A 26,922-nucleotide genomic window follows, 5' to 3' on the forward strand; every position below is an offset into this window, starting at 1 on the left:
CCTGTTCAGGGCCACGCAGCTTCTGCATCCGGGTGACGTGCAGGCAGAATGGGTCCATGACACGCATCGCCATTATTGGCGGCCACGGCAAAGTGGCCCTCCTCCTGTCCCAGCTCCTCACCGGCGAAGGCCACTCCGTCACCTCGTTCATCCGGAATCCTGACCATGCAGGGGACGTCGCCGACACTGGCGCCTCGCCGTCGGTCCTGGACGTGGAGAATGCCACGACGGCGGAAATCACGGAGGCGCTGGCCGGCCACGACGCCGTGGTCTGGTCTGCCGGCGCCGGCGGCGGCAACCCGGAACGCACCTATGCCGTGGACCGGGACGCCGCCATCCGCTCCATGGATGCCGCCGCCCAGGCAGGAGTGGAGCGGTATGTCATGGTGTCCTACTTCGGTGCCGGCAAGGACCACGGGGTGCCGGAAAGCAACAGCTTCTTTGCGTACGCCGAAGCCAAGGCTGCCGCGGACGAGTACCTGCGCGGCACCGGGCTGGCCTGGACCATCCTTGGCCCGGGGGCGCTGACGGACAAGCCGGGAACCGGGCTGATCGACGTCGACCCGTCACCGGAGGGTGACCGGGACACCTCGCGCGCCAACACGGCGATTGTGGCGGCGGCGGTGCTGGACCTGCCCCAGACAGCGGGCCGGACCATCGAGTTCCGCGACGGCACCCTGCCGGTGGCGGCCGCGCTGGAACCGCGCGCCTAGGCGCTTTCGGGGAGGAGGGGCAGCGTCCCGGTTATGCCGGGGTGGCCGGCGCTGCCAGCTCCAGGTCCAGGGAGTTCCTCTCCACGTAGTCCAGGGCGCAGCGCACGGCACCCACCGTGACGATTGAGTCTCCCAGCGGGGAGACTGCCACCCGTGCGGGGGTGGCGGTGAACTCCTTCAGGCGCTCGCTGATGGGCCTGAGGAGCACGCCCGCGGAATCGGCCACCCCGCCGCCGATCACCACCAGCTCGGGGTTGAGCAGGGTGGCCACGGTGCCCACCACCCGGGCCATCCTGTCCGCCAGCCGGTCCAGGATGCCCAGTGCCACAGCGTCACCCTGTTCCGCAGCGGTGAAGACCTGTTCAGCTTCCACCCGGCCCTGGACGGAGCGGAGGGTGGTGGGGGCCGTGGTGGCCAGGGCGTCGGCGGCCCAGGTACGGGCAAGGTGCGCTATGCCGTAGGTGTCGCCCACCCCTTCCACCAGGTCCAGGTACGCGAGTTCCCCGGCGCTGCCGCGCGTTCCGTGGACCAGCCGGCCGCCCTCAACGATGCCCGAACCCAGCCGTTCGCTGGCCAGGATCACCACCACGTCGTCTATCCCCGCGGCGGCCCCCTGCCAGCGGTCACCGAGGGCTGCAAGGTTGGCGTCGTTTTCCAGCAGCACCGTCCAGCCCCGGGTTTCCTTGAGGGCTGGCCGCAGTCCCAGGTCGAACAGTCCCCAGAACTCCTGCGTGGCCACCACGTCGCCGTGCCTGTCAACCGGTGCGGCAACTCCGGCGCAAACGGCCAGCACCTGCCCGGGCTCCATGCCCGCCGAGCTCAGCGCCGCCCCAGCCACCCCGTCGATGAAGGCTATGCGCTCCCGGGAGCCCACCTCCCCGGCCTGGAAAGGGCGGCTGGACCGTCCCAGCGTCCGGCCCCGGAGGTCCGAAACCACCACGGTGACCTTGGAGTAGCCGATGTCCATGCCCAGGACCACGCCTGCGCGCTCGTTGAGTTCGAACCGGCGGGCAGGGCGGCCCTTCTGGTACCCGCCGAATTCGCGCTGGTTCTCCCGCTCCAGGACCCAGCCCCGGCGGACCAGGTCCTCGCACACGGCGATGGTGGTGGCGCGGGTCAGGCCCGTTGCCGCCATGACGTCCGTGACGGTCACAGCGGCCGAGGCGCGCAGGAACTCCAGGACTGCGCCGGCACTGACCCGCCGCAGCAGCTGGGGAGTTGCCGGGACCAATTCAGGCATGCTGTTGACCTTCCTGTACAAAGCACCAGATAATACTTGGGAAAGTAAATTTAGATTCAATATAAATGTACCTGCTGCACAGAAAAGGATCATCCCTTGTCCACCACTGCCACGCTGGCAACCCTGTCCGACTCCGACCGTTCGGCCGACCCCAACTGGTGGCGCCAGGCTTCCGTGTACCAGATCTATCCGCGCAGCTTCGCGGACTCCAATGGCGATGGCATCGGTGACCTGAAGGGCATCACCGCCAAGGTCCCGTACCTGAAGTCGCTGGGCATCGACGCCGTCTGGCTGAGCCCGTTCTACCCCTCCGCCCTCGCGGACGGCGGCTACGACGTGGACGACTACCGCGACGTGGACCCGAAGCTGGGCACGCTGGCCGACTTCGACGAGATGGCCGCCGCGCTGCACGGGGCCGGCATCAAGCTGATTGCCGACATCGTCCCCAACCACTCCTCCAACCGGCACAAGTGGTTCCAGGAGGCACTGGCCGCACCCAAGGGATCCCCGGCACGTGACCGCTACATCTTCCGTGACGGCAAAGGCCCCAACGGTGAGATCCCGCCGTCGGACTGGGACTCAGTGTTCGGCGGACCTGCCTGGGAGCGCATCACAGAACCGGACGGCACCCCCGGCCAGTGGTACATGCACATCTTCGCCAAGGAACAGCCGGACCTGAACTGGTCCAACCGCGAGATCCGGGATGACTTCCTGAAGACGCTGCGCTTCTGGTCCGACCGTGGCGTTGACGGCTTCCGTGTGGACGTGGCACACGCCCTCACCAAGGACCTCACGGAGCCGCTGCTCTCCAAGCTGGAACTGAGCGCCGCCAACACCGGCGTGGACGGATTCGACGACGGAACGCACCCGTTCTGGGACCGCGACGAGGTCCACGAGATCTACGCCGAATGGCGCGAAGTGTTCAACGAATACAACCCGCCGCGCACCGCCGTCGCCGAAGCCTGGGTGCACGCCACCCGGCGCGCCCGCTACGCCAGCCCCCAGGGCCTGGGCCAGGCGTTCAACTTCGACCTGCTGCAGGCCGACTTCGATGCCGCCGAGTACAAGGAGATCATCACCCGCAACCTGGCCGAGGCCGCCGCCACCGGTGCCTCCTCCACCTGGGTGTTCTCCAACCACGACGTCGTGCGGCACGCCACCCGCTACGGCCTGCCCCAGGTGGCCAAGGAAAAGGCCGGTGCCAAGGGCCAGGACGGCAAGGACTGGCTGCTGGCCGGCGGCCCCAAGGACCAGCTGGACGTTGAACTGGGCGAGCGCCGCGCGCGGGCCGCCACCCTGCTGATGCTCGCCGTTCCGGGATCCGCCTACCTGTACCAGGGCGAGGAACTGGGCCTTCAAGAAGTGGCCGAGATTCCCGAATCGGAGCGGCAGGATCCTTCCTTCTTCCGCAACAAGGGCGTGGAAATCGGCCGCGACGGCTGCCGGGTGCCGCTGCCCTGGAAGGTGGAGGGCACCTCCTTCGGATTCGGCGACGGCGGCTCCCACCTGCCGCAGCCGGATTGGTTCAGCAAGTATGCCGTTGAGGCCCAGGACGGCACCGAAGGCTCCACCCTGGAGCTCTACCGCAAGGCCCTGAAGCTCCGCCACGAACTGATGACGGACGAGGAACTTGAGTGGGCCGAAAACGGCAATCCGGACGTCCTCCACTTCAAGCGGCCCAACGGCTGGCAGTCCGTGACCAACTTCGGGAACACCGCCGTCGAGCTTCCGGCCGGCGACGTGCTGGTCAGCAGCAGCCCACTTGAGGACGGCAAGCTGCCGGCCAACACCACTGCCTGGCTGCGTTGAGGTGGGCCTGGCTGAAGCCCTGGGAAGGCCGGCTGTCCTGATGGGGGAGCGGGCCTGATGCAGGAAGTCATCTATGGATGCATGGGACTGGGCGGCAGCTGGTCTGATGAGCCACATGGAAGCCACCACGTGGACCAGGCCGCTGCCGCCGTCCAGGCAGCCCTGGACGCGGGGATCACCCTGTTCGACCATGCTGACATCTACCGCAGCGGCAAGTCCGAAGCAGTGTTCGGCGAGGTCCTGGCCGGCACGCCGGGCCTGCGGGAGCGGATCCGGCTGCAGACCAAGTGCGGCATCCGGCTGAACGAACGCGGCCTGCAGACCCACTATGACCTGAGCCGGGAGGCCATCCTGGAACGGGTCAACGGCAGCCTGGAACGGCTCCGGACCGGCTACGTGGATATCCTCTTGCTGCACCGCCCGGACCCCCTGGTGGACCCAGCGGAGGTGGCATCCGCCGTCGGGCAGCTAATGGACGAAGGCAAGGTCCGGCAACTGGGGGTGTCCAACATGTCGGCAGCGCAGATCGAGGTGCTGCAGGACCGGCTGGAAACCCCGGTGGTGGCCAACCAGCTGGAGATGAGCCTGCTCAAGCGCGCATGGCTGGAAAGCCAGGTCCTGGTCAACCACCCGGAACACCTGGACTACAGCTTCCCGCACGGGACAGTGGAGTACTGCGTCCGCAACACCATCACCCTGCAGGCGTACGGCTCCCTGGCCCGCGGAGTGTATACCGGCGCGGAACCGGACAGCCCCACCTCAGCCGATGCGGCAACGGCCGGACTCGTGGCGGAGCTTGCGGGACAGTACGGCACCTCCGGTGAGGCTGTCCTGCTCGGCTGGCTGATGAAGCATCCAGCCCGGATAGCACCGGTGATCGGAACGGTTAACCCGGACCGGATCCGGGCCTGCGGTGACGCGGCCCGGGTGGCGCAGGCCCTCAGCCGCGCCGACTGGTACAAACTCTGGGTCACGGCGCGCGGGAGCAACATCCCCTAAGCCCGCCCCTCCCAACTGGGTAGCGGTAGGTGTCGTTTTGGAGCTCCATAACGACACCTGCCGCTACCTACTTTCGCCGCTGGGCTCGGTCATATCCCGTTTAGTTCGTATTGATCCTCACAAGCTGGCCCTTTTCTTCGCCGTGCCGCTTGCGGGGCGGATACTGTAGAAAGCATGACGTCTACCATCGCCGCCGAAACCGTTAGGCCGGAACGCAATATCCCCGCAGAGATCGCCCGTTCCTGGCTGCTGGTCAATGCCATGAAGCCGGAGCTTTTCGACCAGTCGGCCGTCTCCCGTGCCGACTCGATCATCCTGGATATTGAAGATGCGGTGGACCCCTCCCAGAAGGACCAGGCCCGCGGCAACGTGATCGACTGGCTGACCGCCGGCGGCAAGGCCTGGGTCCGGATCAACGATGCCACCAGCCCGTTCTGGGCCGATGACCTCGCCGGGCTGCGCGGCACTCCGGGCCTGCTGGGCGTCATGCTGGCCAAGACCGAATCCGCGGACCAGGTCACCGAGAGCTTCCACCGCATGGACGGCAAGACCCCCGTGATCCCACTGGTGGAATCCGCCCTCGGCATCGAGGAAGCCAACCACATCGCCAAGGCCCAGGGAGCGTTCCGCCTGGCCTTCGGTTCCGGCGACTTCCGCCGCGACACGGGCATGGCCGCCACCCCGGAGGCCATGGCCTACCCGCGGGCAAAGCTCGTCGTCGCCAGCCGCGTGGGCAACCTGCCCGGCCCCATCGACGGCCCCACCGTCGGCACCAACCACCCCATCCTGCGCGAGCAGACCGGCATCACCGTCATGATGGGCATGACCGGCAAGCTGTGCCTGGCCATTGACCAGACGCCGGTCATCAACGAGGTCATCAGCCCCACGCCGTCGGACGTCGCCTGGGCCACCGACTTCATGAACGACTTCGAAGCCAACGGCCGCGTCATCCGCGACGGCTCCGACCTGCCCCGCCTGGGCCGCGCCGAGAAGATCATGAAGCTCGCCGTCGCCTTCGGGGTGCAGCCCGCGCTGTAGCCCCACCAATCACCTTCCAGGAGACCCCGTGACCGATACCCGCTATCTGGTCCACGGGGTCTTTTGGGACGGGCAGCCGCCGGGCTTCACCGCAGCGGCGCATTCCAACGCGATGGAACCTCCCAAGGAAGCGTTCGACGCCGGCAGCCCGGTTCTGCGCCTCCAGTCACCGGAGGGGGACTTCCGGGAGCTGGGCCTCCATGCCGGCGCACGCCTCGGCTTCCGGGTGGTGCAGCCGGGCAGGTCCTGCCTGGGCCATGTCCAGGTCCAGTCGGCAAGTTCGCGAAGCCAGATCCTCTGCGCCTCCGCTGCTCCGGCCGCACGGGGAAAGCAGTGCGAGCAGTGCTTCGTGCTGGATGAGTCCCGGCTGATGCACGACTTCCACCGGGGCGGCCGGGTCACTCCCGGCCTGCGCCACTACCTGATGCAGGAACACTGGCTGTACATTGCCACGTTCGCCGGCGGTGCCACCAAGGTGGGTACCGCCTCCGGTCCGCGGAAGTGGAACAGGCTCGCGGAGCAGGGGGCCGCAGCGGCCGCGTATGTTGCCAGGGCGCAGGACGGCCGCGTGGTGCGGATCCTGGAGGACCTGGTGACGGCCCAGGTCGGCCTCACGCAGCAAGTGCGGTCCGCAGCCAAAGCGGACGCCCTGCTGCAGCCGCTCCCGGCGGCGGACCTGCTGGCCGCCAATGCCCGCGCCGCTGCCGACGTGCGCGCGCTGCTGGCGTGCACCGCCGTCGACGGCTTTGAAACTGTGGCGGAGCACTGGCTGCGGCCGGCACAGGCTGACGCGCTGCACCGGCCAGGCCAACGCCATCCCTACCCGCATGCCCTGGACCAGGGGCAGCACGGCTTCCGGATCACGGCGCTGAGCGGGGCGAACGTGCTGGCCCGGCTCGATGGCACGGACGCCGCGTTCGTGGTGAACATGTCCCAACTGGCCGCCCGGACCATCACCCTTGGTGAGTACGCTTCGGAGGTCCCGGCAGTGCAGGAGTCCTTGTTCTAGCCGGTGCCGCAGGCCTGGACGGTAGACTTGCACGGTGCTGAACGAATTCTGGGCCACCGCGCCAACCCGTTACAAAGTCCTGGTCTTCAGCGCGATGGGACTGATCGCCGCCGGCATCATCCTGAACATCATCGGCAACACCGGCGGCAACCAAACCCTGGCCATGGCCTCCCTGCCGCTGATCGGGCTGGGCCTTGTCCTGCACGTCGTGGGCATCGTGGTCCGCGGCCAGTCGATCCGCAAAAACCTCAGGCGCTAGCTGCCGCGTTCCGCAGGACATGGCTGCGGGCGTGCTCCACGGCATCGGGAAGATGCTGGAACAGGTGTTTGTGGTGCCGCAGCGAACGGATCACGCCCACGTTGGTCACCAGGTCCAGGTGGTCCGGCCGCACACCCTTGAGCAGGACCGTGATGCCCCGCAGTTCCAAGGCAGCGATGACCTCCACCAGCGCGTGGGCGCCGGTGGCGTCAAGCATCCGCAGCTGCGAGAGCCTGATGATCGCCACCTGGACGTCCTTGACCTGGCTGATTTCCTGGAGGATGCGTTCGGCGGCCCCAAAGAACATCGCCCCGTCCAGCCGAAGGACCGCAATGTGCTCATCGCCGTCGGCGGAAGGCCCGGGGATCGGCTCGCGCTGGACGCCGCTCAGCGAGGCGAATTTCCGCAGCGCGAAGAGCGCCGCCGCGGCCAGCCCGATCTGGATGGCCACGATCAGGTCGAAGGCCACGGTGATGATGGCCGTGAGAACGAAGACTGCGGCGTCTGCCCGGGTGGAACGCAGGATGGCGGCAACGGTGCGCCGGGAAACCATCCGTGTTGCGGTGACCATCAGGATCCCTCCCAGTGCTGCCAGCGGGATGCGGCTGACCATTCCGGACGCCAGGTACGTGATGGCCAGCAACACGACGGCGTGAACGGCTGCGGCAAGGCGCGTCCGGGCCCCGGAACGTACATTGACCGCGGTCCTGGCGATGGCTCCGGTGGCGGGCATGCCGCCAAACAGTCCGGCGGCGATGGAAGCCAGGCCCTGGCCGGTCAGCTCACGGTCCGGGCTGTAGGGTCCGGTGGGCCTGCCGTCGGGTCCGGCCATCCCCGCGGCCACCCGGGCTGAGAGCAGTGATTCGATGGCGGCAAGGACGGCGATTGCCACCGCGGGCATGGCAAGGCTGCCCAAGGTAGCCACGTCCACGGCGGGCATTGCCGGCGCGGGAAGGGAATGGGGCAGCGCACCGATCCGCGGAACATCCAGCTGCAGGAGTTCGGCCGACGCCGTGGCCAGGAGGACCGCCACCAGGCTCGCCGGAAGGGCCCGGAACAGCTTTTGCAGCAGGACCATCACGACGGCGACCATCACCACGAGCACCAGCGTCAACAGGACAGTGGGCGCCTGCGCGGCTGAGGCAGCTTCAACGGCGGCGACCACAGTGTTGTGTCCCGGGACGCCGGACGTGCCCGTAGCGAGCGGAACCTGCTGGAGGAAGATAATGGCCGCGATCCCCAGCGTGAAGCCCTCCACCACCGGCCAGGGGATGAAGGCGACGGCCCGGCCCAGGCCGCTGAATCCCATGACGCAGACCAGCACCCCCGCCATCAGTGACAGCGGAGCCACGCTGCCCGGGCCGTGGACGGCCACGACGGGTGCCAGGACCACCACCATGGCGCCGGTGGGGCCCGAAACCTGCACGGAGGACCCACCCATGAGGGCTGCCACCATCCCGGCCACGATGGCGGTGATAAGCCCGGCCTCGGCGCCCACTCCGGAGCTCACCCCGAACGCGAGGGCCAAAGGCAGGGCGACAATGCCCACGGTGATGCCGGCCAGCAGGTCACTGCGCCACGAGGAGCGAAGGCCGGCATAATCCTGCCGGGACGGGAGGAGCCGGGTAAGCCTCTGGGCGGCCCTGACAGTGGCGCGTCCGGTGTCAGCGGCGGAGGTGGCCGTCACGAGGCTGATTCGCGGGAGAGGTGCTCCGCCGGCAGCTGCTGTGCAAGCCGGAGCTGTTCGTTCGATTCGGACAGGCTGTCCAGGAGGAAGGTCCGGGCGATGGCGAGCAGCTCCGAAACCCCCGGGTGTGCCAGTTGGTATGTCACTGCGTTGGCGGTGCGCACCGAGGTCACCACCTTGTGCCTGCGCAGGGTGGCCAGGTGCTGGGAGAGGTGCGAGGCTTCAAGCCCGGTCTGCGCCAAAAGGTAGCTGACGGCCGCAGTTTCCTGCGGGGCGGCGGCCAGCAGTTCAAGGATCCGGATACGTGCCGGGTGCGCCAGGCCCTTGAACAGATTGGCCTTGATCTCGTACAACGGCGCTTGGGCGGAAGACAGCAAGGGAGTGGCTCCTGGGCTGATTGATGAAATGATGAAACCATCATATCAGTGGGTTGCACAACGTGTCCCGGCTGCGCCGGGGATAGGCTGGAATCCATGACTATCAATCCGGATCTGCAGGGCCGAAGCTACCCTGCCGCAGAGGTGTACGACGTTGGCCGCGAGAAAATCCGCGAGTTCGCCCGCGCGGTCAAAGCCACCAACCCTGCACACTTCGACGTCGATGCAGCCACGGCCCTGGGCCACACGGACCTGGTGGCACCCCCCACCTTCGCCATCATCATTGCCCAGCGGGCCGACGCCCAGCTCATCGAGGATCCGGACGCCGGCATCGACTTCTCCCGCGTGGTGCACGCGGACCAGCGCTTCACCCACCACCGGCCCATCGTTGCCGGGGACCGCCTCGTCGCGGAACTCCATGTGGACGGCGTCCGGGCCATGGGCGGCGGCGCCATGATCACCACACGCTCGGAGATCTTCGCCCTCGGTTCCGGCGACGCCCGCGAACCGGTCACCACCACCACGTCATCCATCCTGGTCCGCGGAGAGGGACAGTAACCATGAGCCCCACCTTCAATGAACTGAGCGCCGGCCAGGACATCGGCAGCCGCACCATCGAGGTCACCCGCACCGACCTGGTCAAGTACGCCGGAGCATCCGGCGACTTCAACCCCATCCACTGGAATGAGGCCTTCGCCACAGGCGTGGAATTGCCGGGTGTCATCGCGCACGGCATGTTCACCATGGGCTCAGCCGTGCAGCTCGTCACTGACTGGGCAGGGGACCCGGGCGCCGTCGTGGACTTCCAGACCCGCTTCACCAAGCCCGTCCTGGTCACCGACACCACCGGAACCCCGGAGCCCGGCGCCACCATCGAGGTCAGCGGCACCATCGGAAAGCTCGACGCCGACGCAGGCACCGCCCGCGTCGACCTCGCCGTTGTCTCGGCCGGGCAAAAAGTCCTGATGAAGGCCCAGGCCGTCGTCAAGCTGTCCTGAGCCCGCACCCTTGAGCGCAGGCACCCGGAATCGAGGCCACGTCCCTCCAGGTCAGGCACTGGCGGAACGCCGTGGTGGTGGCCTACACAGCAAGCGGCCTGGCCTTCGCCTCCTGGGTGTCCCGGCTGCCCGCCATCCGGGACGCGCTGGACCTCAGCCCGGGCACCGTCGGGGTCATCCTGCTCTGCATGACGCTGGGTTCCTTCGCCTCCGTTTCCGCCTCCGGCCTTATCGTCCTGCGGCTGGGGTCCAAGCGGACCATCCGCACCGGCAGCATCATGGCCGGCGTCGGCCTGCTGACGGCTGGTTTTGGCACAACCGTGCTGTCAAACCCAGTGGCAACCGCTGTCGGCCTGGGCATCATCGGCCTGGGAACGGGGAGCTGGAACACTGCCTCCAATGTGGAGGGTGCGGCAGTGGAGCGCGCGGTGGGGCGGCACATCATGCCGCGGCTCCACGGCGCCTTCAGTCTGGGAACCGTGGCCGGCGCGGGACTGGGCGCCGCCGCGGCTGCTGCGTCTGTACCCGTGTTCTGGCACCTTGCTGCGGCAGGAACGGTGGTGGCCGTATCGGTGGCGACGGCGGCGTCCTGGTTCCGCGCCGACATCACCACGGCAGGGGAGCGGACCTACACCCCGGACAACTTTGAAGACCCCACCACGGGCCCCATTCCCGTGATCCCTGCCGGAAGCCCGGCTGACCCGCCCCTGGACAACAAGCGGAAGATCGCCCAGGCGTGGCGGGACCGCCGAACGCTGCTGCTGGGCGTCCTGGTGCTCGGCCTCGCCCTGGCCGAAGGCGCCGCGGGGGACTGGGTGGCCCTTGCCCTGGCGGACGGCCACGGGCAAAGCGATGCCGCCGGTGCTGCCGGCTATGGCCTTTTCGTCACGTTCATGACCATCGGCCGGTTCGCCGGGACGGTGGTGCTGGACCGCTTCGGCCGTGTGCCCGTCATGCGCTGGTGCGCCGCCCTGGCGGTCCTGGGCCTGGCGGTGTTCGTCTTCGCCCCTGCGCCGTGGCTCGCCTATGTGGGACTGGCGGCCTGGGGCCTGGGCGCATCCCTGGGCTTCCCGGTGGGCATGTCCGCCGCGGCCGACGATCCCGCCAAGGCCGCGGCCCGGGTGTCGGTGGTGTCCACGATCGGCTATGGCGCGTTCCTGTGCGGGCCCCCGCTGCTCGGCCTGCTGGCCGAACACGTGGGGATCCTGCACTCGCTCCTTGCCGTGATGGTGATGCTCGCTGTGAGCTTCGTGCTGTCCCCGGTGGCCCGGAAGGCCGGCTAGTTTTCCCTAGTATTGTTGACGGGTGACTCCCACGCTGCTTTCCTCCCTGACCACCTCCGCCGTCGGCGGCCCCGCCGGCAAGTTCATTGAGGCCCGGACCGAGGCAGAGATCATCGATGCCGTCCGGACCGCGGATGCGGCCGGCGAGCAGGTCCTTATCATCAGCGGCGGCTCCAACCTCCTGGTGTCCGACGACGGGTTTCCCGGAACCGTCGTGAAGATCGCCTCGGACGGGTTCACGGTCAACGCGGAGGACTCGTGCGGGGGAGTGGCAGTAGTGGTGCAGGCCGGCCACAACTGGGACAAGCTCGTGGAGCACGCCGTCCGGCACGCCTGGTCCGGAATCGAGGCCTTGTCCGGCATCCCCGGTTCCACCGGTGCCACCCCGGTCCAGAACGTGGGTGCGTACGGCGCCGAAGTGTCCCAGACCATCGCGGCCGTCCGCACCTGGGACCGCGAACGCAACGCCGTCCAAACGTTCACCAACTCGGAGCTGAAGTTCGGCTACCGCGACTCCATCCTCAAGCGCACCACGGTCAACGGCTCACCCCGGTATGTGGTCCTCACCGTGGAGTTCCAGTTGCCGTTGGGGCGGATGAGCGCGCCCATCCGATACGCCGAACTGGCCCGCTCCCTGGGCGTGGAGGTGGGCAAGCGTGCCTACGCCAATGACGTCCGCCGGGAAGTGCTCCGGCTGCGCGCCTCCAAGGGCATGGTGTGGGATGGCGCCGACCGCGATACCTATTCCACCGGTTCCTTCTTCACCAACCCCATCGTCTCGGCGGACGTGGCAGACACGCTGCCGGAATCGGCGCCGCGCTATCCGGCGGGCCAGGACGGACGGGTGAAACTTTCCGCGGCGTGGCTGATCGACCAGGCAGGGTTCGGCAAGGGCTTTGGCCTGGAACCGGAAGGAGTGGCCGGCGGCCGCGCATCCCTGTCCACCAAGCACACGCTGGCCATCACCAACCGTGGCTCCGCCAGCGCCGCCGACATGGTGGCCGTGGCACGCGAGGTACGCGCCGGCGTCGAACGCCGCTTCGGCATCCAGCTGCACCCGGAGCCGCTGCTCATCGGACTGGACCTCTAGCCGTCCCGCCAGGGCCGTACCAGGCCTAGGATGGGCGCATGGCTGCAACTGGTTCCCTGCGCCACCGCAGGACGATCGGCAGGCTCCGGCTCGCATCCCAACGGCTTGCCGGGGAGGGTGCCGCGTCAGCGCCGGAGCTGGTCCGGTGGATGACCGCGATGCAGGCGCAGGACCTGCCGGCAGCGCTGTGGGCCGTTGGGGTTCGAGTGCCCGGTGCGGGGATTTCGGACGTGCGTGCTGCCATCGATTCCGGGGCTGTGGTCCGGTCCTGGCCCATGCGTGGAACACTGCATCTGGTTGCCCCCGAGGACCTGGGATGGATGCTGGACCTCACCGCCGAGCGGCTCACCAAAAGCATCGCGGCCAGGCACCGACAACTGGAAATCACCTGGACTGATGTTGAGAAGGCGCGCGACCTGGCCCTGGACCGCATCCTTACTGATGGCCCCCTCAGCCGTCCCGGGCTGTTCAAGGTGTTCGACGCCGGCGGCCAGCCCACGCAGGGCCAGCGCGGCGTCCATCTCCTGGGCACGCTGTGCCGGCACGGCTGGCTGGTGCCGGGGCCGCTGTCCGGCAACCAGCAGCTGATCGCGGCTTTCGACGAGTGGATCCCGGAGTCCCGCCGGATGGAGCGCCAGGAAGCCATTGCCGAGTTTGCGCTGCGGTACTTCCGGAGCCACGGTCCCGCCACCCTGCGCGACTTTTCCTGGTGGACGCAGCTGCCGCTGACCGAGGTGCGCGCCGCGTTCCAGCACGTCCGGAGCCAGCTGGTGGAGCTCGAGATCGATGGCACCAGCTACTGGCTTTCGCCGGACGTGGCGTCCCTCCTGGATTCCGGTGTCCCCGGCGGCCGGTCCGTTCACATCCTGCCCGGATTCGATGAGTTCGTCCTCGGCTACACGGACCGGACCCCCGTCCTGGCACCGGAGCATTTCGACCTGATTGTGCCGGGCGGCAACGGCGTCTTCAAGAAGACGGTAGTTGCGGCGGGGAAGGTGGTGGGCACCTGGGCGCTCCAGGGTACGGGCCGTGGTGCCGCCGTCGTCCCCGAACTCTTCGATGGGACCAAGCCCCTGGGCCCGGCAGCCCAGGCAGCCCTCACCAAGGCCGCTCACCGGTACATGACGTTCCTGGCCACCTGACCCTCTTCCCATACCTCCCCGCATAACCGGCCCTGCACCGCATAACCGGTGTGGGCCCGCAACGCTTATGCGTGCCAGGGCCGCTCGTCTTCCTGGCAGTCCACATAGGGACGAGAGCGGCTGTCGGCAGTCCAAGAGACCAGCCACCCTTGAACGATGAAAGCCGATGCAGTGCGTGCCCTCGTTGACGATCGCTGGCCTGAGCGAGCTGTGGCCTCAACATCACAGTTGGCCGCCGCGGGGCTGGACGACCGCTTGCTGACGGCGGCCGTCAAGAGTGGTGCCCTGCTCCGCTTGCGGCGGGGAGCGTACGTCCGGGCTGCGTACTGGAACAGGATCAAACCGTGGGATCGGGACCAGCTGAGAATCATGGCGCATTTCGAGTCCACCTCGGGGCTGGCCCGGTATAGCCACGTGAGCGCAGCAAGGCTGCATGGCTTCCATGTATGGAACGCCGGATCCCTGGTGCACGTGACAACGCAGTATTCCAATTCGAGTGCCAGCGCGGGCAAGGACGTCCAGACCCACCGCCTCCCGCTCCCAGAAATTGAGTGCACTTCGTTATGGACGCCCGATGGACAAAAGATCATGACCACTGCCGTCGAGAGAACCGTCCTGGACTGCGCCCGGATCCTGCCCCTCGACAAGGCTGCTGTCATCGGCGATCACGCACTCCACAAAGGCGCTTCAATGGCCTCGATGCGGCGTTTGCTTGAAGAGAGCCCGGTCACCCGCGGGGGCAGGCGTGCCTTAGACCTGCTGGATGTTCTGGATGGGCGGTCGGAATCAGCGGGGGAGACACGGACCAGGCTGCTGCTCCACTCATTCGGTTTGGGCACATTTAAGCCTCAGGTCGAGATCATGACTACTGCGGGCCTGTTCCGGGCAGACTTCGCCGACGCGGAAGCCCGGGTGGCGATCGAATTCGACGGCGCCGTCAAATACATGGACTATAAACCCACACAGGAAGCGCTGCTCGCGGAGCGCTGGCGGGAAAATGCCCTGGTGGAGGCAGGATGGCGTGTCTTCAGGCTGCAATGGAACCACCTGGACCGGCCGGGGGAGCTCCGCGCGCGGCTGGCAGCGTTCCTTGGATATCCCGAAACGCAAAAGCGGCCCCGGCCCGCATAACCGGCGCTGGGCGGCAGCGGTTACGCGGGCAAGGGCCGCTCGTGGGGCAGCTGTACGGGTTACAGGTTGCCGGTGGCGATGTTGAGCATGCGGCGCAGCGGCTCGGCGGCGCCCCAGAGGAGCTGGTCGCCCACGGTGAAGGCGCTGATGTACTGCGGGCCCATCTCCATCTTGCGGACGCGGCCCACCGGAATGTCCAGGGTGCCCGATGCGGCCACCGGGGTCAGCTCGGCCATGGAGGCTTCCTTGGTGTTCGGAACCACCTTGGCCCACTGGTTGTCCTCGTCCAGCAGCTTCTCGATCTCGGCGACAGACAGGTCCTCGCGGAGCTTCAGGGTCAGCGCCTGCGAGTGGGAGCGCATGGCGCCGATCCGGACGCAGAGGCCGTCCATAATGATCCGGTTTTCCTCGGAGGTGCCCAGGATCTTGTTGGTCTCGACCCCGGCCTTCCACTCTTCCTTGGACTGCCCGTTGCCCAGGTCAGCATCGATCCAGGGGATCAGGGAGCCGGCAAGGGGGACGCCGAACTGGGTGGCGTCGATGTCCGTGCGCTGGTGGGCCAGGACCTTGCGGTCGATGTCCAGGATGGCCGATGCGGGATCGTCCAGTTCGGTGCTGACCTCGGCGTTGAGCGTGCCGAACTGGCTGAGCAGCTCGCGCATGTGCCGGGCGCCGCCGCCGGAAGCTGCCTGGTAGGTCATGGAGGTGCCCCACTCCACCAGGCCGTTCTTGAACAGGCCGCCGAGGCCCATGAGCATGCAGGAGACGGTGCAGTTGCCGCCGATGAAGTCCTTGGTGCCGTTGACCAGGCCCTTGTCGATGACGTCGCGGTTGATGGGGTCCAGCACGATGATGGAGTCGTCGTTCATGCGCAGGGTGGAGGCGGCGTCGATCCAGAGGCCGTCCCAGCCGCGGCTGCGCAGTTCGCCGTGGACCTGCTTGGTGTAGTCGCCGCCCTGGGCGGTGACGATAATGGGCAGCTTGGCCAGCGTGTCGACGTCGAACGCGTTCTCGAGCTTGCCGCCGCCTTCAGCGAAGGAAGGCGCGGCACCTCCCGCGTTGGAGGTGGAGAAGAACACCGGGTTGATGTTGGCGAAGTCGCCCTCGTCCTGCATGCGCTGCATGAGGACGGAACCGACCATGCCGCGCCATCCGACCAGGCCGACGGAAGGGGTAGCTGCTGTAGTCATTGGACTATTTTAGACGGCGCGACCGGAAGGGCGCAGTCGGTTACGTCACGCCCGGGCAGGGCACCGAGAAGGTACGACGGCGGCACACACCTGAGCGGTGAGCGGCGGCGCGCTCGGAGCTATAGATCAAGTCCTCGGCTCCTCTGTTGGCGGTGGAGTGGGTGGAGCGTCGCCCGGGAACGGACGCGTACTGTCTGGGAAGTTTTCGCGGGTGATGGCGATGTGTGGCGGATTTGATTCGAACCAGGCCCGTGCCTGGTCATCGGTAAGGGCAAAACGCGGTTTCGGCAATCCTTTCAGCTTGCGCTTCTTGGTCGCCCGCAACTCGCGGCGTAGGTTGCCGATTCCCAAGAGCCAGCCTCCTGTGAAGAGGACCGTCCCCAGCAGTCCGAAAATGACAAGGATTAGATTGAGGCTGGCAAGTGCAATGATCAGCATCAGGGGTGCGCCGAGGGCCGGAATGGTCATGAGGGCTGTCACGACAACGAGCCCTGTTGTCGTGTGCACCGAGTAGTTTCCGGATGGCTGGGAGCCGCCGATGCCCCATTCGTCTTTCGTATACGCGTGGACCGTGCGCTCCATGCCGGTTGCGTAGAAGTACGGCCGATCCACAAGTAGCTTCTGTACGGCAGGATCGATCACCCTAGGTGACTCGCGCTTCATCGGGAAGCCACAGGCGGCCGGAGCCTGTGCGGAGAATCACTGATTGACATGTCCTGCTCCAGGTTCCCGTGTATCGCGTTCCTTGCGCAGCTTCTTGGCCCGGTACTCGTCCCTTGCCAAGCCAAAGGTGTACCAAGCCCCGAAACCACCCAGGCCAATTGCAAACAATGCGCCCCATTCGGGGCCCGTGCCCTGCCTGAAGGAGGCGAGGAACAGCACCGTAGAGCCAAGGAACATGAGACCCAGAAAGGCGGACACAATTCCCATGCCCCACCATGTCCGGATCTGCGCCTGGCCTCGCCCCGGCGAAAAACCGATCTCGTCCCCGGGATAGCTGTGCAGTTCCCCTGTATTGGTCCTGCGCAGAACGCGCTTCTCACCCCGGGCAAGCGCGGCCTTATGCTCGGCGTACACCACGTCGTTCCGCCGCTCCCGGTAGTCGTTGTGCATCACGATCAACTCCGATCCCGCTGCTCTTGGGCCAAAGTATTCACCAGTCCTTCAGGCTCGAACGGCGCGTAGGAGGGTCCAGTGTCTTCCCCGCTGCCTTCCGTAAACGTGTGGCTTTGCGTTCCTTGAAGTAGTAACCCCATGATGTCGGCACAAGGAAAAGTACAACGGCGCAGCTGATAATAAATTGCACCCAGTCGGTGACGCCCTCACCCGTGAGGAGAATGATGGCGGCCCCAACCACAACTGCCGAGAACACCGAGATCAAAATAGCAAGGAAGAGCAGACCGCCCGCGGAATTGATGGGTTTGACGGCACTGCCGACGTCGCCCTTGTAGACCCCGTATTCCTCGACCGTGAGTCCCTGCTTCGCGGCTTCCAGTTCCACCTGCTGCTCGTAGTAACCCTTTCGCCGGGCGCGCCGAGGTTCGGGTGCGTTGTGGTTCATCGGAATTTCCCTTCTGGCCTGTCGGCACCTAGCGCGGGGGCGTAACCGACAAGAGATCGGTTGTACGAATAAGGGAATCAGGGGCGTTGCTAATTGACCAGCTGAATGATTACTGAGGAAGGAAATGCATGGCAGCTCATGGCAGTTCACTTGGAAAGGGACGACGGCTGTTAGGGAAATTTTCCCGGGTGATCTCCAGCGTTCCTGGCCGTTCTTCAAACCATGCCCGCGCCTGATCATCCGTGACTTGGTACAAAGGCTTGGGAAGTCCACGCGTCCGCCGTAGCTTTCGTGCCCGAAGTTCGTCGCGGATTGAGCCTAGCGTGTAGAACCAGCCGCCCGTGAAGAGGACCGTGCAGACAAGGCACAGCAGAAAGACTCCGATATTCAGGTAGATAACCCCAATGATCATCCAGATTGGGGCAAGTATGGCAGGGACTGTTAAGAGCACCTCAATCAGGGTCAGTACCACCAGGCTGTGGGCCGGGTTGTTGGAACTGTAGGCCGACGAACCGCCCAAACCCCACTCCTCGGGAGTGTAGGCGTTGATGATGTCGTCTTTGCCGTACCCGTAGTAGTAGGTGCGCAGGCGCTTGACGCTCTTCTGAACATTCTCAGTCATCGGTCAGGGGCGATCCGGTTCGAAATGAAAGTAAGGAATGGCGGAGGCCAGCTTCGCTGAGAGGCGCGGTGGCGGGACCGACGTTGTCACCGTCAACAGCCGCGCAAACCCACCCTTCCGTTTCCTGACGCACGAGGAACCCATACTCCCCTTCAGGGCCGCTGGTCCTCAGACGCACACCACCTTCTGGATGCGTTGCCAGATGATCCCGAACCAGGTACGACTGTGCGGCCTCAGCGGAGGTGGCAGGATCTTGGGGCAGAACAAACCAGGCCTGCATTGTTCGTGGCTGGAACAACAGCTTTGTGCGGTCCGATTCGATCTGTAACACAGTGTCGCCCAAGACTGCGGATTGCAGGAGATCGATCTGCGTCCACCGTGCGGCCTTGGCCAAGGTATAAGCAACAACATCCACCTGGGGCGTGAATGACAGCTCAGACCCAGCTGTGGCGGAGGCCATGCCGCGTGCCACGAGAGATGACAGTCCGGCTCTGATCATTTCCAGATCGGTGCTCTCATCCCTGAGGCGCAGCCAATTAGCGCTCTCGGTAGCAGCTGCAGTGTTCTGGAGCTGGAGGATGTATGCCATCTCAGCAATGCCGAAACCTATGGAATTGTCTTCCGGTACGGTCACAGTAAGTCTTCCTTCATCTCTTGGTTTCTGCTAGAAACCGAAAAAGTCTTTGACACCGTCGCCGATGTCAGAGGTAACGTCTTCGGCAAAGTCTCCAAAGGCGTCGAAGCCTTGATCAATTGCGTCTTTCGCGCCCGGAACCAATTCAACGGCAGCCCAGGCGCCACCGATCACCATACAGCTCACGCCGATTGGCCCCGGAACGAAGGAGCCAGCACCGATGAGAGTCTTCAGTCCGGATCTGACGGCGTCCCCGGTCTCGCCTTCACGGATTGCGTTGACGCTGTCGAGCCCGTCCAGGGCCACGCCTATCCCACCAAGAAGGTTTCCGGGGGCGTTCAAGGCCCGCAACTGAGACCTCCCCAGGGATTCTGCGCCAACTCCCCGGGCTACTTCTGCGAGGTCGCCAAATCTTCCGCTGACGAGGTTCAGGGTGCCTGAAAAGGCGCCGCGGAGTTCATCTGCGGCAGCCGAGCTTTTCCAGAGTTCTTTGCTCCAGATTGCACGCCAGTCACTTGAGAGAATCTCGTCGTGCGTGCTGGCGAACTGTTGGATATCCCGGAGCCCGAGGGGAGCACCCTTTATGCCCAGTACACCGTTGTAGGCATCCCAACCCTTCCGGAATGGGGAATCTCCTTCAGCGATCCACTCCGGGCCCCAAGGAACGAATGACGTGGCCGGGCCGTCCGCGGGGCCGCCGTGGGCTACACGCTCTCCGTCGAATCCAAGCGCGTGGGTGCTGGCCTTCTCCTGCTCGTCGGCGTTCCTGAGCAGCACCTTTGATTCCTGTTGCAGCCGCGAGACGGTCTGCTGAAGAAGGGTGCGGTGGTTGCTGTTCCAGTCAGAGCGGAAGCGCTGGGCGTCCGCGCCCTTCCACGCCGGATTGTTGTTGATCTGGCTGCTCAGCTGCGTCGACTGCTGTTGCAGGAGGTCCGCCGTCTTGCTGAACTGCTGCGCCAGGGTGCGCAGTTGTTCGACGTCGGCACCCCATAAAGTTCCTGCCACCAGGATTCCCCCCCCCAATATTTATCCCGCAGCAGTGCAGAGTGCTGCGGGCCCCAGCCTAAGGCAGGATCACCACTGCCGCGATGGGTTGTCCTGCCCATGCACGGCAATATGCGCTAGCCCCGGTCTGACTCCTCCAGCACGGCAGCCTTCCTTGCTCGCAGCGCGAAGAATGCGCCGAAGGCGAAGACCTGGGTAACGATGACCAGCACGATGGCGCCTGCGATCTTGTTGCCGCCCAGGATCATGGTCAGCCCCACGATCGCGGAGAGCAGCGCCAGCAGCGGCAGCAGCATGTAGCCCAGCACGAACAGGGTTTCGGGTTTCTTGAGCATGTTCCTAGCCCTCGGTCCGTGACCATTTGGTGAATCGGTAGCGCGTGCCGTTGGCGGCGGTCAGCCAGCCGTCCGGCGGGACGGAGGCGGAGGCCTCCCAACTGGGGCCAAGCTCGGGAGCGAACGTGTCGCCGTCGGCCTTCACGTCGATGGTGGTGACCACGGCCACGTTGGCGAGGTCCGTGGACTGGCGGAAGACGTCACCGCCGCCCAGGATCCACACCGTTTCGCCGCCGTCGACAAACTGCGACTCAAGGAGCGCATCATCCAGGGAAGGAACCACGACGGCGCCCTCCGCCTCAGGCGTGCGGGCCCAGCTTTTCTGCCGGGTGATGACGATGTTCGTCCGGCCGGGCAGGGGGCGGTACTTCTCCGGGAAGGACAGCCAGGTCTTTCGGCCCATGATGACCGGGTGCCCGGTGGTGAGCCTGGTGAAGTGCTTCAGGTCCTCGGGCAGGTGCCAGGGCATGTCCCCGTCCTTGCCGATGACGCCGTCGGAGGTCTGCGCCCAGACCAGGCCGACGCCGGTGATGGAGGCAGCCAGTTCCTCGGTGAAGGACTGGGGATCGGTGAAGTTTTCGGTGCTCATACGGCAATCGGCGCCTTGATCGTCGGGTGGTGCTGGTAGCCCACCACTTCAAAGTCCTCCAGCGTGTAGTCGAAGATCGATGCCGGCTTGCGCGTGATCTTCAGCTGCGGGTACTCGTACGGCTCACGTTCCAGCTGCTTGAGGACCTGGTCCATGTGGTTCTCGTAGATGTGGACATCGCCGCCGGTCCACACGAACTCGCCGGGCTCCAGCCCCACCTGCTGGGCCACCATGCAGGTGAGCAGCGCATAGGAGGCGATGTTGAACGGCACGCCCAGGAACATGTCGGCGGACCGCTGGTACAGCTGGCAGGAGAGCTTGCCGTTGGCCACGTAGAACTGGAAGAACGCGTGGCACGGCGGCAGCGCCATGTCGTTGAGCTCGGCCACGTTCCAGGCGGAGACCATGTGCCGCCGGGAGTCCGGGTTGGACTTCAGGTTCTCGATGAGTTCGGCGATCTGGTCGATGTGGCCGCCGTCAGGGGTGGGCCAGCTGCGCCACTGGACGCCATAGACGGGGCCAAGGTCGCCGTCCTCGTCAGCCCATTCATTCCAGATGGTGACGCCCTGGTCCTGCATCCACTTGATGTTGGTTTCGCCGCGCAGGAACCACAGGAGTTCAACCGCCACGGACTTGAAATGGACCCGCTTGGTGGTGATCAGCGGGAAGCTCTTGGCCAGGTCAAACCGCATCTGGCGGCCGAAAACGCTGGTGGTTCCGGTTCCCGTGCGGTCCGATTTATGGGTGCCGGAGGCCAGGACATCGCGCAGGAGGTCTTCATAAGGCGTTGGGATGCTCACGCCCCAAGTCTACTGGCTGGCCGTTGGGAAACGCCGGGTGCCCCGCGGCCGGACGTCCCTACAGGGATCACGGCGATGCGGGCTGGGCCGCGGTGGGTGCGTCAAAACGTTTCCCGCTTGGGCCTTCCAGCCTGGGAGGGGGCCAGCACAGCATCAACAGCAGGACCGCCAGGTTCAGCAGGCCTGCCGGATTCATCCAACTTGTGTGTCCGAGGGCGGGATCCGGTCGAGCCGCGTGGTTGCCGGCAATTGCCGCCAGGCCGGAGGCAACGGTGGCAACAGTCCGGAGCAGCCGGTTCATGGTGATGGCCCGGAGGAGGCCATCCTGCAGCGGAGTGAGTCCGGCCAACGCCCGGCGGCGGGTAATCAGGACCAGGACAACCAGAGTTCCAGCCGCCAGCACCACCAGGGCGCCGCCGAGATAACCTGCCAGCTCCGCTCCGGGAATTCGGCCTTCCCCGCCCATGGTCGAATAGCCGCCGTTGCCGTCCGGCTTTGACTCATAGGGGAGAGGGGCGAAGCCCGGCAAGGTGGATGTCCACAGAATCTGCGCGGCGGACCCTCCGAAGATGGCCAGGACGGTCCAACCGAGCCTGCATGGAAGAAGATCCCGGACCCGCCGCGGGTTTTCGGATTGTTGAGGCGTTACGGCGCCCCTGGGGTAGCTGAGTTGCCCCAGCGCATGAACGGCCAGGCAGCCAAGAACCGGCCACGCCAGGGTAGCCGGGATGTCCACAGGCGCAGTGCCGCCGGGGGACACCGGGAGGATCCCGGCATTGGCTGCCGGCAACAGCGAACTTGCCAGCCAGCCAACCAGGCCGGTCCAGAAGGCATGCCGGGACGCCTTTGCCACGCGGTCACTCCCACTGCCTCCCCGCATAAGGGACCGGAGCAGGAAATAAACACCGCCCGCAAACAGGAACGGCCACAGGAGAACCATCGGTGGTACATCGTTGACAACAGCGATTGCGGCAGCCTGCACGTTATCCCCCCAGAACGGTGCGTCGTGCCCCTAAGTCAATGCCGGGAAGAGCCTTGGGTCAAGCTGGGAGGACCGCGCCTAGTCGTCGAAGGGCTTGAACTGCTCCACCGCCACAACCCGTTTCCTCCCGCCGCTGGCCACGTGGCACACCACCACTTCGCCGGGGGACAGGTAGGGTTCCTTGGCTGGCAGCAGTCGCGTCAGGTGCGAGGGCATGTGCTCCGCCAGCTGCTTGAGGACGGTGGGCAGCGCGGGCCGGTGCGTGCAGACAACCACGGGCCGCTGCTTGTCGAAAAGCGATTCGATGACGGCGGCCGTCTTCTTGGGACTGCGCTGGTGCTTGTGCTCGGTCAGGCCTTCCGCCAGCTTCACCTTTGCTCCCGTGGCCCGCGCATAGGGGGCCACGGTCGCAACGCACCGCAGCCACGGGCTGGTCACCACCCGCATGGGCTTCCATGCCTGCAGGAGCCGGCCCACTGCCTGCGCCTGCCGGGTGCCGGTGGCCGCGAGCGGACGCTCACCCTCTGCCTTGCTCCAGGACGAGCGTGGCTTGGCTTTGGCGTGGCGGAGCACCAGCAGCGGCCAGGTGTCCAGCGTGCCCCGTTCGTGCGCGTCACGCAGGTATTCAAGAGGCACGACGTCGGACGGGTTGGACAGAAGGCGGGCCGCCTTTTCGGGGGCGCACCACATGACGCTGTCCACTTCCTTGCCGTCCGGGACCAGGGTGTTGCCGTTGACCTTGACCGCCCAGTAGTAGACCACCTTGAGGCCGGACGAAACGTGGTAGTGGATGGGCGGCAGGGGGATCCCAAGCGGCGCCCGGAGGCCGATCTCCTCCCACACCTCACGGACGGCACATTCGGGAACGGTCTCGCCGTCGTCAATTTTCCCTTTAGGCCAGGACCAGTCGTCGTAGCGCGGCCGGTGGATCAACGCCACTTCAAGGCCGTCCTTGTTGACCCGCCAGGGGATGGCGCCCGCAGCGGTTACGGCGACGGGTTCCCCCGGGTGGTCAGTCTGGTCAGCTACGAGTGCATCGCTCGACAACGCGGCTGCCTATCGCCGGCTCAGGCTGCGTTGACGCGGCCGGGACGCCAACAGCCAGGATTGGACGTCTTCCAGCGGCTTCCCGTCCTCGGACAGGTGGTGCCGGGTCCAGCGGCCCTCGTTGTCAAGGTGCCAGCTGGACGTTTCCGGTGCCATGTACCGCTTCAGGAGGTCAAGGACGTAGGTGATGTCGTCCGCGCTGGTCAGCTGAACCAGTGCCTCCACCCTGCGGTCCAGGTTGCGGTGCATCATGTCGGCCGAGCCGATGTACACCACGGGATCCCCGGCGTTGGCGAAGGCGAACACCCGCGAGTGCTCCAGGAACCGGCCCAGGATGGAGCGGACCGTGATGTTTTCGCTCAAACCGGGAACGCCGGGGCGCAGCGAACAGATTCCACGCACCACCACATCCACCTTGACCCCTGCCTGCGAGGCGCGGTAGAGCGAGTCAATGATGGCCTCATCCACCATGGAGTTCACCTTGATCTGCACCTGCCCGGGCACACCCGCCCGGGCGTTGCGGATCTCGGTCTCGATCCGGTCGATCAGCCCGGACCGGACGGAACGGGGCGCCACCAGGAGCCGCTTGAAGGTGGACTTAGGGGCGTAGCCGGAAAGCTGGTTGAACAGCTTGGACAGGTCCTCGCCCACCTGTTCGTTCGCAGTCAGCAGGCCCAGGTCCTCGTAGTACCGGGCGGTCCGGGGGTGGTAGTTGCCGGTGCCGATGTGGCAGTAGCGGCGGAGCCCGTCCACTTCCTGCCGGACCACCAGGGAAAGCTTGCAGTGCGTCTTCAGCCCGACGATGCCGTAGACCACATGCACGCCGGCCTGCTCCAGTTTGCGGGCCCAGGAGATATTGGCCTGCTCATCGAACCGTGCCTTGATCTCCACGAGGGCCAGGACCTGCTTGCCGGCCTCGGCGGCGTCGATCAGGGCATCGACGATGGGGGAGTCGCCCGAGGTGCGGTACAGGGTCTGCTTGATGGCCTGCACCTTGGGGTCCGCCGCAGCCTGTTCCAGGAACGCCTGAACGGATGTGGAGAACGAATCGTACGGGTGGTGCAGCAGGATGTCGCGGCGGCGCATGGCGGCAAACACGTTCGCCGCCTTGGAGGTTTCCGACTCATTCAGGTACCGCGAGGTGTGCGGGACATGCTTGGGGTAGTGCAGGTCCGCCCGGTCAATGGCGGCGATGACTGACAGGCCCCTGAGGTCCAGCGGCGCAGGCACCGAGTACACCTCGGACTCCTCCACGCCAAGCTCGCGGATCAGCAGCGCGCGGATGTTGGGGTTGATGTCGTTGGTGACCTCAAGCCTCACAGGCGGGCCGAAGCGCCGGCGCAGCAGTTCCTTCTCCAGCGCCTGCAGGAGGTTCTCGGCGTCGTCCTCCTCCACTTCCACGTCCTCGTTGCGCGTGACGCGGAAGGTGTGGTGCTCCAGGACCTCCATGCCCGGAAACAGCTTGTCCAGGTGGACGGCGATGACTTCCTCGAGCGCGATGAACCGGGCCACCCGGCCGGGGATTGCGCCGGCGCGCGGACCGTCAATGGAGATCAGGCGCGGCAACTGGTCCGGGACCTTGACGCGGGCGAAGAGTTCCTTGTCGCTGATCGGGTTACGGACCACCACGGCAAGGTTCAGCGACAGGCCCGAGATGTAGGGGAAGGGATGGGCGGGGTCAACGGCCAAGGGGGTGAGGATGGGGAAGACTTTTTCCGCGAACATCACGCTCAGCTGCTGCTTGGCGGCGTCGTCCAGTTCGTCCCAGTGCATGAGGTGGATGTGCTCGTAGGCCAGGGCGGGACGGATCTGGTCGGCGTAGACCTGGGCGTGCCGCTCCTGGAGCCGGTGGGCTTCCTCGCTGATCCGTTCCAGCACCTCGACAGGGCTCAGGCCGGCGGGTGAGGGGACGGCGAGGCCCGTGGCGATGCGGCGCTTGAGGCCGGCGACGCGGACCATGAAGAACTCGTCCAGGTTGGAGGCGAAGATGGAGAGGAAGCTGACGCGTTCCAGCAGGTGCAGGGTGGGGTCCTCGGCCAGCTCCAGCACGCGGGAATTGAAGGCGAGCCAGCTCAGCTCACGGTCCAGGAACCGGTCCGGCCGGATGTCGCCTTCCGGCTGCAGGTTCGGGGCGAATTCCGGAATGTCGATGCGGTCCTGGGTGGCCCTGGACGCCGGGACCTCGGAGGAGCCGAAGCGCGCCCGGACGGGCACCGCAACTTCCTGGGACGTAGCTGTTCCGGAGGGTTCCGGGTTCATGGCTTCTCCTTTAGCTTGCGCGTTGGTGCCGGCGCTTCCGCCCCGCGCGGTTCCCTTTCAACCTTACAAGCATTCACCTGGCCCACGGCCCTTGTTTTACGCCCTGCAGGGGATCAGTGTGGCTGCCCTGCCTACCCTGCCGCCGGCCCATACATGACGTCCATGTCCCAGCGCGTGAAACCGAGCCGCCGGTACAGGGCGACAGCGGCGGTATTGTCTGCATCCACATAGAGCATGACGCCCTTCAGCCCGCAGTCCCGGAGGTGCTTGATGCCGGCGATGGTCAGGGCCTTGCCCAGGCCCATGCCCTGGGCTTCCGGCGTCACGCCCACCACATACACCTCGCCGATCGCAGGGTGCGTGCCGTGCCGCGGGTGGACCTTGGTCCAGTGGTAACCCAGCAGGCGGCCGTCCCGGTCCTCCGCCAGGAAGAACCCCGCGGGATCAAACCAGTCCTCCGCCATGCGCGCCTCGAGGTCGGCCCGGGTCAGGTTCCCCTGCTCCGGATGGTGGGCGAAGGCTGCCCTGTTGGCGGCCAGCCAGGCGTCCTCGTCCTTGCCCGGCACGAAGGGGCGGATGGCCACCCCGTCCGGGAGGCCGGCGTCGGGAAGCTCCGCGCCCGCCGTCGTCATCCGCATCTTCCACAACTCACGCACCGGCGCGTACCCGTAACGCGCCGCAAGGTCCGCGGCGGCCTCATGGTTGCCATGGGACCAGGCATTCAGCCCCTCAAACCCCCGGACCTCCTTGAGTGCGCCGACCAGCCGGTCCGCGACTCCCTGGTTCCGGTAGGAGGGGTGGACGGCGATTTCCAGGATGCCGTGGCCGTCCGGTTCCTCAACCACGACGGCGAACCCGGCCAGGTCCTGTCCAGTGGCCGGATCTGAGTCCTTGTCGGGTGCATAGAGGGCCAGCGTCAGCAGCGTATGCCCGGCGGAGTCCCCGGCCCGCATGGTCACCATGCTCTGCTCGGAAATGGAAGGGTTTCCATCCGATTCCTCAGCTGCCGCCAGGAGGTCGCGGCAGTCCTTGAGGAGTTGCTGGTCAACTCCGCCCCGGACGACATGGACGGGCCACTTCTGCGGATGCGCTGGAGTCATGAGCCAAGGCTATACGTCAATGG

Annotated in this window: 29 protein-coding genes; 12 read left to right on the forward strand and 17 right to left on the reverse strand. The window is 66.2% G+C overall.

Annotated elements, in window-relative coordinates:
* Window positions 1–56: 56 nt before the first annotated feature.
* The gene (locus ASG86_RS11435; RefSeq protein ID WP_056334083.1) at window positions 57–713 is read left to right on the forward strand and encodes an SDR family oxidoreductase; all 657 of its coding nucleotides are present in this window, start codon (window positions 57–59) and stop codon (window positions 711–713) included.
* Window positions 714–744: 31 nt separating this feature from the next.
* Here the strand turns inward: ASG86_RS11435 and ASG86_RS11440 are convergent, their stop codons facing one another.
* Window positions 745–1,953 (reverse strand): ROK family transcriptional regulator, encoded by a 1,209-nt coding sequence (locus ASG86_RS11440; RefSeq protein WP_056334086.1) that lies wholly within the window; start codon window positions 1,951–1,953, stop codon window positions 745–747.
* Window positions 1,954–2,049: 96 nt separating this feature from the next.
* Here ASG86_RS11440 and ASG86_RS11445 point away from each other — a divergent pair, with 96 nt between their 5' ends.
* The 5 genes from ASG86_RS11445 to ASG86_RS11465 all read left to right on the forward strand — a co-directional run bounded on the left by ASG86_RS11445 (window position 2,050) and on the right by ASG86_RS11465 (window position 7,067).
* Window positions 2,050–3,762 carry a glycoside hydrolase family 13 protein gene (locus tag ASG86_RS11445; protein ID WP_056334088.1) on the forward strand — a complete coding sequence of 571 codons (1,713 nt, stop codon included), beginning with the start codon at window positions 2,050–2,052 and terminating at the stop codon, window positions 3,760–3,762.
* Between the two features lie 57 nt (window positions 3,763–3,819).
* Window positions 3,820–4,761, forward strand: coding sequence for an aldo/keto reductase (locus ASG86_RS11450; RefSeq protein ID WP_056334091.1), 942 nt, complete (start codon window positions 3,820–3,822; stop codon window positions 4,759–4,761).
* 174 nt (window positions 4,762–4,935) lie between these two features.
* Window positions 4,936–5,799 (forward strand): HpcH/HpaI aldolase/citrate lyase family protein, encoded by an 864-nt coding sequence (locus ASG86_RS11455; protein WP_056334094.1) that lies wholly within the window; start codon window positions 4,936–4,938, stop codon window positions 5,797–5,799.
* A gap of 28 nt (window positions 5,800–5,827) precedes the next feature.
* Complete coding sequence (locus ASG86_RS11460; RefSeq protein WP_082566769.1) at window positions 5,828–6,808, forward strand: DUF2797 domain-containing protein; 981 nt, start codon at window positions 5,828–5,830, stop codon at window positions 6,806–6,808.
* A 34-nt stretch (window positions 6,809–6,842) separates the two neighbouring features.
* The gene (locus ASG86_RS11465) at window positions 6,843–7,067 is read left to right on the forward strand and encodes a DUF3188 domain-containing protein (RefSeq protein ID WP_056334098.1); all 225 of its coding nucleotides are present in this window, start codon (window positions 6,843–6,845) and stop codon (window positions 7,065–7,067) included.
* Here ASG86_RS11465 and ASG86_RS11470 read toward each other — a convergent pair.
* Window positions 7,057–8,754: a SulP family inorganic anion transporter gene (locus ASG86_RS11470; protein ID WP_056334100.1), complete on the reverse strand. Its 1,698-nt coding sequence runs from the start codon at window positions 8,752–8,754 to the stop codon at window positions 7,057–7,059. The two genes, ASG86_RS11465 and ASG86_RS11470, sit on opposite strands and share 11 nt — an antisense overlap.
* Window positions 8,751–9,131 (reverse strand): ArsR/SmtB family transcription factor, encoded by a 381-nt coding sequence (locus ASG86_RS11475; protein WP_082566770.1) that lies wholly within the window; start codon window positions 9,129–9,131, stop codon window positions 8,751–8,753. The genes ASG86_RS11470 and ASG86_RS11475 overlap by 4 nt, the downstream gene beginning before the upstream one ends.
* A gap of 96 nt (window positions 9,132–9,227) precedes the next feature.
* On the opposite strand from ASG86_RS11475, the gene ASG86_RS11480 reads away from it, so the two are divergent.
* From ASG86_RS11480 to ASG86_RS11505, 6 genes are all read left to right on the forward strand, one after another.
* Window positions 9,228–9,689 carry an FAS1-like dehydratase domain-containing protein gene (locus ASG86_RS11480; protein WP_056334108.1) on the forward strand — a complete coding sequence of 154 codons (462 nt, stop codon included), beginning with the start codon at window positions 9,228–9,230 and terminating at the stop codon, window positions 9,687–9,689.
* A 2-nt stretch (window positions 9,690–9,691) separates the two neighbouring features.
* Window positions 9,692–10,129 (forward strand): MaoC family dehydratase, encoded by a 438-nt coding sequence (locus ASG86_RS11485; protein WP_056334111.1) that lies wholly within the window; start codon window positions 9,692–9,694, stop codon window positions 10,127–10,129.
* 29 nt (window positions 10,130–10,158) lie between these two features.
* A complete protein-coding gene (locus tag ASG86_RS11490) occupies window positions 10,159–11,412 on the forward strand; it encodes an MFS transporter (RefSeq protein ID WP_056334114.1) in 1,254 nt (417 codons plus the stop codon).
* A 22-nt stretch (window positions 11,413–11,434) separates the two neighbouring features.
* Window positions 11,435–12,502 (forward strand): UDP-N-acetylmuramate dehydrogenase, encoded by a 1,068-nt coding sequence (locus tag ASG86_RS11495; RefSeq protein WP_056334117.1) that lies wholly within the window; start codon window positions 11,435–11,437, stop codon window positions 12,500–12,502.
* 38 nt (window positions 12,503–12,540) lie between these two features.
* Window positions 12,541–13,644, forward strand: a complete 1,104-nt coding sequence (locus ASG86_RS11500) for a winged helix DNA-binding domain-containing protein (RefSeq protein WP_056334120.1) — start codon at window positions 12,541–12,543, stop codon at window positions 13,642–13,644.
* A gap of 156 nt (window positions 13,645–13,800) precedes the next feature.
* Window positions 13,801–14,775, forward strand: coding sequence for a type IV toxin-antitoxin system AbiEi family antitoxin domain-containing protein (locus tag ASG86_RS11505; protein WP_056334123.1), 975 nt, complete (start codon window positions 13,801–13,803; stop codon window positions 14,773–14,775).
* A 59-nt stretch (window positions 14,776–14,834) separates the two neighbouring features.
* Here the strand turns inward: ASG86_RS11505 and asd are convergent, their stop codons facing one another.
* The 14 genes from asd to mshD all read right to left on the reverse strand — a co-directional run bounded on the left by asd (window position 14,835) and on the right by mshD (window position 26,899).
* Window positions 14,835–15,965: an aspartate-semialdehyde dehydrogenase gene (asd, locus tag ASG86_RS11510; protein WP_056334126.1), complete on the reverse strand. Its 1,131-nt coding sequence runs from the start codon at window positions 15,963–15,965 to the stop codon at window positions 14,835–14,837.
* Between the two features lie 126 nt (window positions 15,966–16,091).
* Entirely contained in the window at window positions 16,092–16,607 is a 516-nt protein-coding gene (locus ASG86_RS11515; RefSeq protein WP_056334130.1) for a hypothetical protein, read from the reverse strand.
* A 57-nt stretch (window positions 16,608–16,664) separates the two neighbouring features.
* Window positions 16,665–17,078 (reverse strand): hypothetical protein, encoded by a 414-nt coding sequence (locus ASG86_RS11520; protein ID WP_056335445.1) that lies wholly within the window; start codon window positions 17,076–17,078, stop codon window positions 16,665–16,667.
* Between the two features lie 40 nt (window positions 17,079–17,118).
* Window positions 17,119–17,526, reverse strand: coding sequence for a hypothetical protein (locus ASG86_RS11525; protein WP_056334133.1), 408 nt, complete (start codon window positions 17,524–17,526; stop codon window positions 17,119–17,121).
* A gap of 136 nt (window positions 17,527–17,662) precedes the next feature.
* Complete coding sequence (locus ASG86_RS11530; protein ID WP_056334135.1) at window positions 17,663–18,148, reverse strand: hypothetical protein; 486 nt, start codon at window positions 18,146–18,148, stop codon at window positions 17,663–17,665.
* A complete protein-coding gene (locus ASG86_RS11535) occupies window positions 18,141–18,782 on the reverse strand; it encodes a hypothetical protein (RefSeq protein ID WP_056334139.1) in 642 nt (213 codons plus the stop codon). The genes ASG86_RS11530 and ASG86_RS11535 overlap by 8 nt, the downstream gene beginning before the upstream one ends.
* A 30-nt stretch (window positions 18,783–18,812) precedes the next feature.
* Window positions 18,813–19,787, reverse strand: coding sequence for a hypothetical protein (locus tag ASG86_RS11540; RefSeq protein ID WP_082566795.1), 975 nt, complete (start codon window positions 19,785–19,787; stop codon window positions 18,813–18,815).
* 116 nt (window positions 19,788–19,903) lie between these two features.
* A complete protein-coding gene (locus tag ASG86_RS11545; protein ID WP_056334146.1) occupies window positions 19,904–20,122 on the reverse strand; it encodes an NF038396 family protein in 219 nt (72 codons plus the stop codon).
* 4 nt (window positions 20,123–20,126) lie between these two features.
* Window positions 20,127–20,711 carry a dihydrofolate reductase gene (locus tag ASG86_RS11550; RefSeq protein ID WP_056334150.1) on the reverse strand — a complete coding sequence of 195 codons (585 nt, stop codon included), beginning with the start codon at window positions 20,709–20,711 and terminating at the stop codon, window positions 20,127–20,129.
* Window positions 20,708–21,511: a thymidylate synthase gene (locus ASG86_RS11555; protein ID WP_056334153.1), complete on the reverse strand. Its 804-nt coding sequence runs from the start codon at window positions 21,509–21,511 to the stop codon at window positions 20,708–20,710. The genes ASG86_RS11550 and ASG86_RS11555 overlap by 4 nt, the downstream gene beginning before the upstream one ends.
* A gap of 67 nt (window positions 21,512–21,578) precedes the next feature.
* On the reverse strand, window positions 21,579–22,364 hold the full coding sequence (locus ASG86_RS11560) for a hypothetical protein (RefSeq protein WP_156386179.1): 786 nt from the start codon (window positions 22,362–22,364) through the stop codon (window positions 21,579–21,581).
* A gap of 207 nt (window positions 22,365–22,571) precedes the next feature.
* Entirely contained in the window at window positions 22,572–23,540 is a 969-nt protein-coding gene (locus tag ASG86_RS11565; protein WP_056334158.1) for an NUDIX hydrolase, read from the reverse strand.
* Between the two features lie 9 nt (window positions 23,541–23,549).
* On the reverse strand, window positions 23,550–25,799 hold the full coding sequence (locus ASG86_RS11570; RefSeq protein WP_056334161.1) for an RNA degradosome polyphosphate kinase: 2,250 nt from the start codon (window positions 25,797–25,799) through the stop codon (window positions 23,550–23,552).
* Between the two features lie 131 nt (window positions 25,800–25,930).
* A complete protein-coding gene (gene mshD / locus ASG86_RS11575) occupies window positions 25,931–26,899 on the reverse strand; it encodes a mycothiol synthase (RefSeq protein WP_056334163.1) in 969 nt (322 codons plus the stop codon).
* Window positions 26,900–26,922 lie beyond the last annotated feature (23 nt).

It is taken from the genome of Arthrobacter sp. Soil764, assembly GCF_001428075.1.
GTDB lineage: Bacteria > Actinomycetota > Actinomycetes > Actinomycetales > Micrococcaceae > Arthrobacter.

Excerpts from the sequence above, each read along its gene's own strand:
- ASG86_RS11435 (WP_056334083.1), top strand. The coding sequence starts at position 57 with ATGACACGCATCGCCATTATTGGCGGCCACGGCAAAGTGGCCCTCCTC.
- ASG86_RS11530 (WP_056334135.1), bottom strand. The coding sequence starts at position 18,148 with ATGACTGAGAATGTTCAGAAGAGCGTCAAGCGCCTGCGCACCTACTAC.
- ASG86_RS11440 (WP_056334086.1), bottom strand. The coding sequence starts at position 1,953 with ATGCCTGAATTGGTCCCGGCAACTCCCCAGCTGCTGCGGCGGGTCAGT.
- ASG86_RS11520 (WP_056335445.1), bottom strand. The coding sequence starts at position 17,078 with ATGCACAACGACTACCGGGAGCGGCGGAACGACGTGGTGTACGCCGAG.
- mshD (WP_056334163.1), bottom strand. The coding sequence starts at position 26,899 with ATGACTCCAGCGCATCCGCAGAAGTGGCCCGTCCATGTCGTCCGGGGC.
- ASG86_RS11500 (WP_056334120.1), top strand. The coding sequence starts at position 12,541 with ATGGCTGCAACTGGTTCCCTGCGCCACCGCAGGACGATCGGCAGGCTC.
- ASG86_RS11455 (WP_056334094.1), top strand. The coding sequence starts at position 4,936 with ATGACGTCTACCATCGCCGCCGAAACCGTTAGGCCGGAACGCAATATC.
- ASG86_RS11505 (WP_056334123.1), top strand. The coding sequence starts at position 13,801 with ATGAAAGCCGATGCAGTGCGTGCCCTCGTTGACGATCGCTGGCCTGAG.
- ASG86_RS11545 (WP_056334146.1), bottom strand. The coding sequence starts at position 20,122 with ATGCTCAAGAAACCCGAAACCCTGTTCGTGCTGGGCTACATGCTGCTG.
- ASG86_RS11480 (WP_056334108.1), top strand. The coding sequence starts at position 9,228 with ATGACTATCAATCCGGATCTGCAGGGCCGAAGCTACCCTGCCGCAGAG.
- ASG86_RS11485 (WP_056334111.1), top strand. The coding sequence starts at position 9,692 with ATGAGCCCCACCTTCAATGAACTGAGCGCCGGCCAGGACATCGGCAGC.
- ASG86_RS11550 (WP_056334150.1), bottom strand. The coding sequence starts at position 20,711 with ATGAGCACCGAAAACTTCACCGATCCCCAGTCCTTCACCGAGGAACTG.
- ASG86_RS11570 (WP_056334161.1), bottom strand. The coding sequence starts at position 25,799 with ATGAACCCGGAACCCTCCGGAACAGCTACGTCCCAGGAAGTTGCGGTG.
- ASG86_RS11525 (WP_056334133.1), bottom strand. The coding sequence starts at position 17,526 with ATGAACCACAACGCACCCGAACCTCGGCGCGCCCGGCGAAAGGGTTAC.
- ASG86_RS11450 (WP_056334091.1), top strand. The coding sequence starts at position 3,820 with ATGCAGGAAGTCATCTATGGATGCATGGGACTGGGCGGCAGCTGGTCT.
- asd (WP_056334126.1), bottom strand. The coding sequence starts at position 15,965 with ATGACTACAGCAGCTACCCCTTCCGTCGGCCTGGTCGGATGGCGCGGC.